Below are 11,256 nucleotides of genomic sequence, written 5' to 3' on the forward strand. Positions count from 1 at the left end.
GCTCATGCCTCAGAGCTCGGGGTGGGTTTCGAGGGCGTCCTTCTCGCCGCCGAAGCCGTGCATCCGCAGCGCCCATTGCAGGCCCACGACAGCCCCCTTGGTCGGCCCGATCAGGGCGAGCGACATGAGGACAGTGACCGGTGCCCAGATGGAAAGGTGCACCCAGCTTGACCAGGCCGTCGCCGCCTCCACTCCCATGAAGGCGCCGACCACGATATGGCCGACAACGGCGATCACCAGATAGGCCGGCAGGTCGTCAGCGCGATGATGGCTGATCTCTTCGCCGCATTCCGCGCAATGGTCGACAGTCTTGAGATACGAGCGGAAGAGCCGTCCCTGCCCGCAATGAGGGCATTTTCCAAGGAAACCTCGACGCATCGCCTCAAAAACCGGCCGATGTGGCTCCCTCTGATGCGGGGCGCCGCCGAATATACGTTGTTCCATCATCGTCTCCTGCCCCGGCCGGCGGGGCGATCTTTGCGTTTGCTGGCCCGGACGGTTCCGCGCTTGGCCTTGTGAAAGGACCTGGACGAGCCAGGCAGGCGGACGGGTTCGCTCACCATCTCGAAGCGCATGGCTCCCGCCATCGGAGCGACTTCTACCAGACGCACCTCCACGCTGTCGCCGAGCTGATAGCCGCACCCGCTGTTCTGGCCCACGAGCGCGTGCCGGGCCTCGTCGAAGAGGTAGTATTCGTCGCCGATGGAGGAGATGGGGATGAAGCCATCCGCGCCGTATTGCGGCAGCATGACAAACAGGCCCGCCTTGGTGACGCCGGAAATGCGCGCGGAAAACTCCTCGTTAACGCGGCCGGCCAGATGCTCGGCGATCAGCCGATCCACCGTCTCGCGCTCAGCCGCCATGGCGCGGCGTTCCGTCGCGGAGATGAGGGCGGAGATCTCGTCCAGGCGCTCCTCGTCGGCTTCCCGCAAGCCGTCCGGCCCGAAACCCTTGGCCCTGATCAGCGCCCGGTGGACGATCAGGTCCGCATAGCGGCGGATCGGCGAGGTGAAATGCGCGTACCGGCGCAGATTGAGCCCGAAATGGCCGATATTCTCGCGCGCGTAGACCGCTTGGCTCTGGGAGCGCAGGACCACCTCGTTGACGAGTTGCTCCTGCTCGCTGCCGGAGACGCGGGCAAGGATCTGATTGAACTGGGACGGCCTGAGCGCCGCTCCCCGGGCAAGGGAAATCTCGAGCGAGGCAAGGAATTCGCGCAGCGATTCCTGCTTGGCAAGGGAGGGCGCGTCGTGGACCCGGTAGACCAGGGGCTGGCGAGCGGCTTCGAGAGTCTCGGCCGCGGCCACATTCGCCTGGATCATGAACTCCTCGATCAGTTTATGCGCATCGAGGCGCGGCGGCACGACCACCCGGTCGACGGTGCCGTCCTGCTTCAGCAGGATCTTGCGTTCCGGAAGGTCGAGCTCCAGGGGTTCGCGGGACGCGCGGCCGCGCTTCAGCGCCGCATAGGCGTCCCAGAGCGGCTTCAAGACCGGCTCCAGAAGCGGTCCGGTCTTCTCGTCGGGCCGGCCATCTATGGCCGCCTGTGCCTGCTCATAGGAAAGCTTCGCGGCTGAGCGGATCATCACGCGATGAAACGAGTGGCCGATTTTCCTTCCCTCGGCCGAAAAACGCATGCGCACAGCCAGAGCCGGCCGGTCCTCGCCCTCGCGCAGGGAGCACAGGTCGTTGGAGATGCGCTCCGGCAGCATCGGCACCACCCGGTCGGGGAAGTAGACCGAATTGCCGCGCTTCAGCGCCTCGCGGTCGAGAGCGGTGTCTGGGCGCACATAGCAGGCGACATCGGCGATCGCGACGGTGACCAGCACGCCGCCAGGATTGTTCTGGTCCGGATCCGGCTCGGCATGGACCGCATCGTCATGGTCCTTCGCGTCCGGCGGGTCGATCGTGACGAGCGGCAGTTTGCGCCAGTCTTCGCGCCCCTCAAGGGTGGCGGGCTCGGCGGCGTCAGCTTCCTGCAGCACGCTGTCGGGGAAGATATGCGGGATTTCATGCGCGTGGATGGCGATGAGGGAAACCGCCTTTTCCGTGGCGAGGGAGCCGACCACCTCCAGCACTTTTCCGCGTGGCAGGCCGTAGCGGCCCTGCGATATCGGCTCCACCTCGACCAGGTCGCCGCTCCTCGCGCCGTTGCGGAATTCCTCCTCGACGATCAGCTCGGGCTGACGGCGCTCGACGGGCTCGATGCGGAAGGTGCCGTCGCGGTTCTCGCGGAAGACGCCGAGCACGGCGCGCCGGCGCTTCTCGAAGATCTTCATGACGCGGCCGGTATAGGCAGGGCCGGTCTCCTCGCGCGTCGGGTAGACGCGCGCAAGCACCCGGTCCCCGACGCCGGCCGCAGGCGTCCGGCCGCCCTTCTGGGCGCGGATGGAGACGAGCGGCGCGGGGCCGTCATTATCGTCCAGTTCGGCCGGCCGAGCGAGCAGGCTGCCTTCCGCATCGCGCGAGAAGATGTCGAGGACGACCATATGGGGCAGGGCGCCCGGGCGCAGGAGCCGGCGGCGCCTTTGCTTGAGATGCCCTTCCTCCTGCAGGTCGCGCAGCGTGTCCTTCAGCCAGATGCGGTCGCCGCCCTTCAGCCCGAAGGCCTTGGCGATCTCGCGCTTGCCCGCCCGGTCAGGATTTTCCGAGATGAAGCGCAGGATGTCATCGCGCGAGGGCAGATGCGGATTGGCGGATGCCGCTTGGCCGCCTGCCGCCGCGCGATCCGAGTTCCTGCGGGCCAATCCTCAACTCCTCGCCTTGCCTCGCGCCGCCTTCTTGCCCGGCTTGCCGGACTTGGCAGCGATGAGCTCGAGTGCTTCCTCTCGGGTCACGGACATAGGGTCCTTGCCTTTGGGCAGCGTGGCATTCACCTTGCCGAGATTCACATAGGGGCCAAAGCGGCCGTCACGCACGGTAATGACGCCGCCGTCCGGATGTTCCCCCAGCTCCTTTAGGGCGGCCGGCTTGGCACGCGCGCCGTTCGTCTTGGCCTTCTTCTCGGCAATCAGCGAGACGGCGCGGTTGAGGCCGACCGAGAAGACATCCTCGACCGATTCCAGGTTCGCGTAAGCGCCGTCATGCAGCAGGAAGGGGCCATAGCGGCCGATGCCGGCGGAGATCATCTTGCCCGTCTCGGGATGCTTGCCGACATCGCGCGGCAGCGAGAGGAGTGCGAGTGCCTTCTCGTGGTCGATGCCATCCGGCGTCCAGCCCTTAGGCAGGCTGGCGCGCTTGGCATCCTTGCCGTCCCCGCGCTGCACATAAGGGCCGAAGCGTCCGTTGCGGAGCGTGATCTCCTCGCCCGTGAAGGGGTCTGTGCCCAGAACCTTTGTACCGTCGCCGCCCGCTTCGGCCTCGCCGTTCTCGCCGGGATTCTCGCCGAGCTGGCGCGTATAGCCGCATTCGGGATAGTTCGAGCAGCCGACAAAGGCGCCGAACTTGCCGAGCTTCAGCGACAGCTTGCCCGTGCCGCATTTAGGACAGATGCGCGGATCGCCGCCGTCGTCACGCGGCGGGAAGACAAGCGGCGCAAGCTCCTCGTTCAGCGCATCGAGAACGTCCGTGACCCGGAGTTCCTTGATATCCGCGACGGCGGCGGAAAAGTCCTTCCAGAAGTCGCGCAGCACCTCTTTCCAGGAGAGCTTGCCGTCAGAGATTTCGTCGAGCTTTTCTTCCAGATCCGCGGTGAAGTCGTATTCAACGTAGCGCTTGAAGAAATTTTCCAGGAAGGCCGTGACGATGCGCCCCTTGGCCTGCGGCACAAGCTTGCGCTTCTCGTTCGTCACATAGTCGCGATCCTCGAGGGTCTTCAGCGTCGCCGCGTAGGTGGAGGGTCGGCCTATGCCGAGTTCCTCCAGCTTCCTGATCAGCGAGGCTTCCGAATAGCGCGGCGGCGGCTCGGTCGTGTGCTTGGTGACGCTGATGGACTTGCGCGTAAGCGTCTCGCCGGAGTTGATCTCGGGAAGACGCCGGTTTTCCTCGTCCTCGCTGTCCTCCTCCTTCACCTCGGCATAGGCGGCCAGGAACCCGTCGAAACGGACCACGGAACCGACGGCGCGCAGGCCGGCGACGCGGCCGGCTCCGGAGGCCTCGATCTCCACCGTGGTGCGCTCGATTTCCGCCGCCTCCATCTGGCTGGCGATAGCGCGCTTCCAGATGATCTCGTAGAGGCGCGCCTGGTCGGAATCGAGATACTTGCGGACCTGGTCGGGCGTGCGCAGGAAATCCGTCGGGCGGATCGCCTCATGGGCTTCCTGGGCGTTCTTGGCCTTGGTCGAATAATGGCGCGGCTTTTCCGGCAGATAGCGGTCGCCGAAGGTCTGCGAGACGGCGGCGCGCGCCGCCTGCAGCGCCTCCGGCGCCATCTGCACGCCGTCGGTGCGCATATAGGTGATGAGGCCGGTGGTCTCGCCGCCGATCTCGACGCCCTCATAGAGGCGCTGGGCCACCTGCATGGTGCGCGAGGCGGAAAAGCCGAGCCGCGAGGAGGCGGCCTGCTGCAGCGTGGAAGTGGTGAAGGGCGGCGCCGGGTTGCGGCGCGTGGGCTTGGCCTCGACGGAGAGCACACGATAGGCGGCACCTTCGAGCAGTGCCTTGATCCCGTCCGCCTGATCCTGGCTCTTGATGTCGAGCTTCTGCAGCCGCTTACCGTCAACCGCCGTCAGGCGCGCCTCGAATGTGTCGCCGCGCGGCGTGTCCAGCAGCGCGACAATCTGCCAATAGTCCTCGCGGACGAAACGCTCGATCTCGGCTTCGCGGTCGCAGACGAGGCGCAATGCCACGGACTGCACGCGGCCGGCCGAGCGGGCCCCCGGCAGCTTCCGCCACAGCACCGGCGAAAGGGTAAAGCCAACGAGATAGTCGAGTGCGCGCCGGGCGAGATAGGCGTCGACCAGCGACACGTCGACCTCGCGGGGCGCGGCCATGGCGTCGAGGATCGCCTTCTTGGTGATGGCGTTGAAGACGACGCGGCGCACCGGCTTGTCCTTGAGCGCCCGCTTCTGGCGCAGGACTTCCAGGACGTGCCAGGAGATGGCCTCGCCTTCGCGGTCGGGGTCGGTGGCGAGGATGAGCCCGTCGGCATCCTTTACCGCCTTGGCGATATCGGAAAGCCGTTTGGCCGATGGGCCGTCGACCTCCCACGACATGGCAAAGTCTTCGTCGGGACGGACCGAGCCGTCCTTTGCGGGCAGGTCGCGCACATGGCCGTAGGAGGCCAGGACCTTATAGTCCTTGCCCAGATATTTATTGATGGTTTTCGCCTTGGCAGGCGATTCGACGATCACGACGTCCATTGAATAGGCAATACCTTTTAAGGCCGCGTTGTTGCCGCGGCTATCGCGGATGCAGCGATCCGGCAGGTACGTGACATGGCTGCGCTTGCCGCCGCGGTCAAGGGCCCAAATCGCATTTGGTGGTTGCCGCGGCGGTGGGGAGCCGAGCGGCGGGGAAGGGCGTCAGCCTTCCATCAGAAGGGAGACCGCGCCGCCCGCGTGGCGCTCCAGCCGGCCGGCAAGGTCCAGCTCCAGAAGGATGAGCAGCACCTGCGCAGGGAGCAAGCCCGTATGGCGGATGATCTCGTCAACGGCCACAGGCGTCGGCCCCAGCGCCTCGAGGACGCGGCCGCGCTCGCCCTCGCCCGGGGGCGGGGCGGTCGCCAGATCCGGCGGCTCCTCGACGCCCCGCTGAGGCGGCGGCTGGCCGAGAAGGGGAGCGACGGCGTCGAGGATGTCGTCCGTCTCCGTCACCAAGATCGCGCCTTCCTTCAGGAGCTTATTCGTGCCGGCCGCGCGCGGGTCGAGCGGCGAGCCCGGCACGGCAAAGACGAGCCGCCCCATCTCGTTGGCCAGCCGCGCGCTGATGAGGGAGCCGGACCTGTTGGCGGCCTCGACCACCAGTAGGCCATAGGCGAGGCCGGCGACGATGCGGTTGCGGCGCGGAAAGTCCTGCGCACGGGGCGCCCAGCCAAAGGGCATCTCCGAAAGCACCACACCGCGCTCGCCGATTTCGCCGACCAGTGCCTGGTTTTCCGGCGGGTAGGGGCGGTCGAGGCCGCCGGCGAGCACCGCAACCGTTCCGGTGTCGAGGCTGCCCTGGTGGGCGGCGGCATCGATGCCGCGGGCCAGCCCCGAGGCGACCACGTAGCCGGCACGGCCGAGCTCCAGCGCCAGCCGCTGCGCCAGCTTGATGCCGGCGAGCGAGGCGTTGCGGGCGCCGACCACCGCCAGCATGGGCCGGCGCAGGAGCTCGGTCCGGCCTCTGACGGCGATCAGCGGCGGAGGGTTTTCGACGCGCGCCAGCAGCGGCGGATAGTGCTCCTCGCCGATGGCAATGAAGCGCGCGCCCATGGCGCGGGCAGATTCCAGTTCGGCGTCGATCTCGTCTTGTGACGGGATCCTGATCCGCCGTGCACCGCCGCTGCGGGCGAGCTCCGGCAACACTTGAAGCGCCTCCTCCGCCGAACCGAAGCGGTTGATGAGCATGCGGAAGGTGACTGGGCCGACATTTTCCGTGCGGATGAGGCGCAGCCAGGCGCGGCGCTGCCGCTCATCGAGCCGGAGCCCCCTGCCGGCTTCCGGCTCGCCGCTCACCCCTTGGCCCCGATGCGCGATTCGTTGCCCTGGATGAGACGCGCGATATTCGCCCGATGTTTCAGGAAGACGAGCAGGCTGAGGGGGACGAAGAGGAGCGCTGGCTGGATATAGCCGAGGAGGTAGAGCGCGATCGGCACCAGGACCGTAGCCGTCAGCGCGGCGAGCGAGGAATAGCGGGTAAGGAAGGCGACGGCGAGCCAGCAGACGGCGAAGACCAGCGCGCCGGGCCAGGCAAGGCCCGCGAGAACGCCGAGATAGGTGGCAACGCCCTTGCCGCCCTTGAAGCCGAGCCAGACCGGGAAGAGATGGCCGAGAAAGGCGCCAAGCCCCGCCGCGATCGCCGGCTCAGGCCCGTAAAGCCCGGCGACGAGCACGGCCGCCGTGCCTTTCAGGGCATCAAGGAGGAGGGTGAGGGCGGCAAGCCCTTTCTTCCCTGTGCGCAGGACGTTCGTGGCGCCGATATTCCCTGAGCCGATCTTCCTGACATCGCCGAGCCCGGCCATCCGCGTGATGATGAAGCCGAATGGGATGGAGCCGAGGAGATAGCCAAAAGCCAGCGCAGCAAGAAGATTGGGCAGGGCGGCCGCCGACCAGCTCGTCATGTCCATTGCTGATTCCCCCAGATCAGGCGGAAAACACTGTGCGGCCCGCAACCATGGTTTGCAAGACCCTGCCCTGCATGCGCGCGCCCTCGAAGACGGTGTTCTTGGAAAGCGAGCGGATGTCCGCCTCGCGTACGATCCAGGGCGCGTCGAGGTCGACGAGGATCAGGTCCGCCGGGGCACCGGGCTTCAAGCTGCCGCCGGGCAGGCCGAAGAGCCTCGCCGGCGCCGTGGACAGCGCCTCGACGAGGCGCAGGAGCGGCACCTCGCCGGAATGGTAAAGCCGCAAAGCGGCGGCCAGCAGCGTTTCCAGGCCGATTGCGCCGGCGGCCGCATCCGCAAACGGCAGGCGCTTAGTGTCCACATCCTGCGGATCGTGTGACGAGTGGATGATGTCGACGACGCCATCCTTCAGCGCCTCGACCATGGCCAGGCGCTCCTCCTCGGCTCGGAGCGGGGGCGAGAGGCGGAAGAAGGTGCGATACTCGCCGACATCGTTCTCGTTCAGCGACAGGTTGTTGATGCTGACGCCGGCGGTGACCTTGGCGCCGTCACTCTTGGCGCGCTTTACGGCGGCGGCCGACATGGCGGTGGAGATCTCGGCGGCATGGTAGCGGCCACCGGTGAGGGCGGCGAGCATCAGGTCGCGCGCAAGCGGTATGGCCTCGGCCTCTCGCGGAATGCCGGGCAGGCCCAGCCAGCTTGCCAGCAGGCCCTCATTCATCACGCCGGAGGAAGCAAGCTCCGGATCCTGGGTGGAATGCGCGATCACGATGTCCATATCGCGCGCATAGGTGAGCGCGCGACGCATGACGAGCGCGCTGGCGATAGTATGCCGCCCTTCGGTGAGCGCCACGGCTCCGGCATCGCGCAGCAGCCCGAATTCACTAATCTCCCTTCCCGCCAGGCCCTTGGTGACGGCCGCGGCGGGAAAGACATTGACCGGGCAGGTCTCGCGGGCGGCGCGCAAGACGAATTCCACCAGGGCCACATCGTCGATGACGGGCGTGGTGTCTGGCATCATGACGATCGAGGTGACGCCGCCTGCCGCCGCCGCCCGGCCCGCCGAGGCGATCGTCTCGCGGTGCTCCGCCCCAGGCTCGCCGACGAAGACACGGGCGTCTACGAGCCCCGGCAGAACCGCCTTGCCCCTGCCGTCGACGATCTTGGCGCCCTCGGGAGTGCCCTGGTTGAGGGTGTCGGCTCCGGCAGCCCGGATCGTGCCGCCTTCGACGATCACCGTGCCGATCTCGTCGAGCCCTCGCGCAGGGTCCACCACGCGCACATTGGCGAAGACCGTGATGCTCATGCAGGCGCCCCATTGCGGCGCGGGTCGAGCAGGGCTTCCATCACCGCCATGCGCACGGCAACGCCCATTTCCACCTGCTCCTGGATCACGCTGCGCGGGCCGTCGGCCACTTCCGAGGCGATCTCCACGCCCCGGTTCATGGGCCCGGGATGCATGACGATTGCATCTTCCTTGGCGGCCTTCAGCTTTTCGCCGTCGAGCCCGAAAAAGCGGAAATATTCGCGCACGGAGGGGACGAAGGTGCCGGCCATCCGCTCGCGCTGGAGCCGAAGCATCATGACGACGTCGGCGCCGGAAAGCCCCTCTCTCATGACCGTGAAGGGCTCGACTCCCATCTGCCCGATGCCGGAGGGAAGCAGCGTCGAGGGAGCGACGACCCGCACCCGCGCCCCCATTGCGTTGAGCAGGAGGATGTTCGAGCGCGCCACGCGTGAATGCAGGACATCCCCACAGATGGCCACGGTAAGGCCGGCGATCCGCCCCTTGGCGCGGCGGATGGTCAGCGCGTCGAGCAGGGCCTGGGTGGGATGCTCGTGCGCCCCGTCCCCGGCATTAACGACGGAGCAGCCGACCTTTTGCGCCAGCAATGCCGCCGCGCCCGCCGCCGAATGCCTGATGATGAGGATGTCCGGCCGCATGGCGTTGAGCGTCATGGCCGTGTCGAGCAGGGTCTCGCCCTTCTTGGCCGAGGAGCTTGCCACCGACATGTTCATGACATCGGCGCCAAGCCGCTTTCCCGCGAGCTCGAAGGAGGACTGGGTGCGGGTTGAGGCCTCGTAGAACAGGTTGATCTGCGTGCGCCCGCGCAGCGTGGCGAGCTTCTTTTCCGGCTGGCGGGAAATCGCGACCGCAGCATCGGCGCGGTCGAGTAGCAACTCGATATCGGCGGGCGACAAGCCCTTGATGCCAAGGAGGTGGCGGTGAGGGAAAAGAGGAAAGCCCAGGGTGTCGCTCATCAAGATGCTGCTATAGGCGGGGGCGCGGCCCCTCGCAAGCGGGCAAACCTGCGCCAGCGACCCTCTTCCGGCATTTTCCCGGCCGCCGGAAGCGATTAGGAATTAGCAAAGTTAGGCGTATATCGACAGACGGGCCGCTAACATAAGAAACGGGTTCGGCGCCTCGGAGGGATTCTCGTGAACAATGATGAGGTGTTGAACCAGCCGCCGCCGATAAGCGGCACCAATGCGTGGCGGTCGGACCCGCTGCTGGTCCAGCTCGGTCAGGACTTTTCCGAGCCGGTGCGCAAGGAGCTGGACGTGCTCGGCCGTTTCGTGCGCAGCCATGATGCGCAGGAGCTGGCGCGGCTCGCCAATTCCGAGACGCCGGTGCTGAAGACCCATGACCGCTACGGCTACCGCGTCGATCTCGTCGAATATCACCCGGCCTACCACGCGCTGATGCGCCGCTCCGTGAGCGCCGGGCTGCACTCGTCGATATGGGAGGACAACGCGAACGAGAAGGGGCAGCGCCATCAGGCCAGGGCTGCGCGCTTCTATCTGACCGCCCAGCTCGAATGCGGCCATCTCTGCCCGATCACTATGACCAGCGCGTCGCTCGCCGCGCTGATGTCGAACCCTGACCTGTTCCGGGCCTGGGCGCCGCTGGTGCTGGCGCGCAAATATGATCATGCCAACAAGCCCGCGCCGCAGAAGCAGGGCGTCACCCTCGGCATGGGCATGACGGAGAAGCAGGGCGGCACCGATGTCCGTGCCAACAGGACGGTCGCAGAGCCGGCTGGCAACGGGATCTACCGCATCAGCGGGCACAAATGGTTCATGTCGGCCCCGATGAGCGACGCTTTCCTGGTCCTGGCGCAGGCCAAAGAGGGGCTCTCCTGCTTCCTGCTGCCGCGCCTGACGGACAATGGCGCCGGCAACGGGTTCCGCTTCCAGCGGCTCAAGGACAAGCTGGGCAACCGGTCCAACGCCTCCTCGGAGGTGGAATTTGAAGGAGCGCTCGGCTATCTCGTCGGAGAGCCCGGCGCGGGCATCCGCACCATCATGGACATGGTGACGCTGACACGGCTCGACTGCGCACTGGCCTCTTCCGGCCTGATGCGCGCGGCCATTGCAGAAGCCGTGCATCATGCCCGCCACCGTCAGGTCTTCGGCAAGCGCCTGGTCGAGCAGGCCCTGATGCAGCGCGTCCTTGCCGACGTGGCGCTGGATGTGGCGGCGGCGACGGCGCTCGCCTTCCGCCTGGCGCGCTCCTTCGACGAAGCCGCGGGCAGTCGCTCCGAGGCGGCCTATGCGCGGGTGATGACGCCGGTGACGAAATACTGGGTGTGCAAGGTTGCCCCTGCCGTTACCTATGAGGCGATGGAGTCCCTGGGCGGCAACGGCTATGTGGAGGAAGCGCCGCTCGCCCGCTATTATCGCGAGGCGCCTGTCAACGCGATCTGGGAAGGCTCGGGCAATGTCATGGCGCTCGACATCCTGCGCGTCCTCGCGCGCAATGCGAGCCTTTTCGACGATGTGCTGGAAGGCATCCATGCAGACCTCGGAGAGACAGGACGCGGCACGGTCGAGGTACTTCGGGCGGCCATGCGCGTCTGCGAGAGCGACGAGGGCGCCGCCCGGATCCTGGCGGAGCAGCTGGCGCTTGCGGCCGCGGCCGCCGAGCTGAAGCGGCTTGGGGCGGGCCAGGTGGCCGCCGCCTTCATCGAGACGCGGCTTGCCGGCCAATGGCGTGCCACCTACGGCATGCTTGACGCCAGGCACGACGCATTGGCCATCATCGAGATGCT

General features: G+C 66.9%; 8 protein-coding genes. 1 reads left to right on the forward strand and 7 read right to left on the reverse strand.

From position 1 onward, the window contains the following. Nucleotides 1-9: 9 nt before the first annotated feature. The 7 genes from RIN79_RS10315 to RIN79_RS10345 form a co-directional block, all read right to left on the reverse strand. A complete protein-coding gene (locus RIN79_RS10315; protein WP_309084565.1) occupies nucleotides 10-444 on the reverse strand; it encodes a DUF983 domain-containing protein in 435 nt (144 codons plus the stop codon). Then, on the reverse strand, nucleotides 444-2,747 hold the full coding sequence (gene rnr / locus RIN79_RS10320) for a ribonuclease R (RefSeq protein WP_309084566.1): 2,304 nt from the start codon (nucleotides 2,745-2,747) through the stop codon (nucleotides 444-446). The genes RIN79_RS10315 and rnr overlap by 1 nt, the downstream gene beginning before the upstream one ends. A 3-nt stretch (nucleotides 2,748-2,750) precedes the next feature. Next, nucleotides 2,751-5,300 (reverse strand): type I DNA topoisomerase, encoded by a 2,550-nt coding sequence (topA, locus tag RIN79_RS10325; RefSeq protein ID WP_309084567.1) that lies wholly within the window; start codon nucleotides 5,298-5,300, stop codon nucleotides 2,751-2,753. Nucleotides 5,301-5,462: 162 nt separating this feature from the next. After that, nucleotides 5,463-6,596, reverse strand: coding sequence for a DNA-processing protein DprA (gene dprA, locus RIN79_RS10330; RefSeq protein ID WP_309084568.1), 1,134 nt, complete (start codon nucleotides 6,594-6,596; stop codon nucleotides 5,463-5,465). Beyond that, nucleotides 6,593-7,207 (reverse strand): glycerol-3-phosphate 1-O-acyltransferase PlsY, encoded by a 615-nt coding sequence (gene plsY / locus RIN79_RS10335; RefSeq protein ID WP_309084569.1) that lies wholly within the window; start codon nucleotides 7,205-7,207, stop codon nucleotides 6,593-6,595. The genes dprA and plsY overlap by 4 nt, the downstream gene beginning before the upstream one ends. A 16-nt stretch (nucleotides 7,208-7,223) precedes the next feature. Then, nucleotides 7,224-8,510 carry a dihydroorotase gene (locus tag RIN79_RS10340; protein WP_309084570.1) on the reverse strand — a complete coding sequence of 429 codons (1,287 nt, stop codon included), beginning with the start codon at nucleotides 8,508-8,510 and terminating at the stop codon, nucleotides 7,224-7,226. Beyond that, the gene (locus RIN79_RS10345) at nucleotides 8,507-9,466 is read right to left on the reverse strand and encodes an aspartate carbamoyltransferase catalytic subunit (protein ID WP_309084571.1); all 960 of its coding nucleotides are present in this window, start codon (nucleotides 9,464-9,466) and stop codon (nucleotides 8,507-8,509) included. The genes RIN79_RS10340 and RIN79_RS10345 overlap by 4 nt, the downstream gene beginning before the upstream one ends. 177 nt (nucleotides 9,467-9,643) lie before the next feature. On the opposite strand from RIN79_RS10345, the gene RIN79_RS10350 reads away from it, so the two are divergent. Then, the coding region (locus tag RIN79_RS10350; RefSeq protein ID WP_309084572.1) for an acyl-CoA dehydrogenase family protein at nucleotides 9,644-11,256 on the forward strand (1,613 nt) is incomplete at its 3' end.

Source organism: Chelativorans sp., assembly GCF_031180965.1.
GTDB lineage: Bacteria > Pseudomonadota > Alphaproteobacteria > Rhizobiales > Rhizobiaceae > Chelativorans.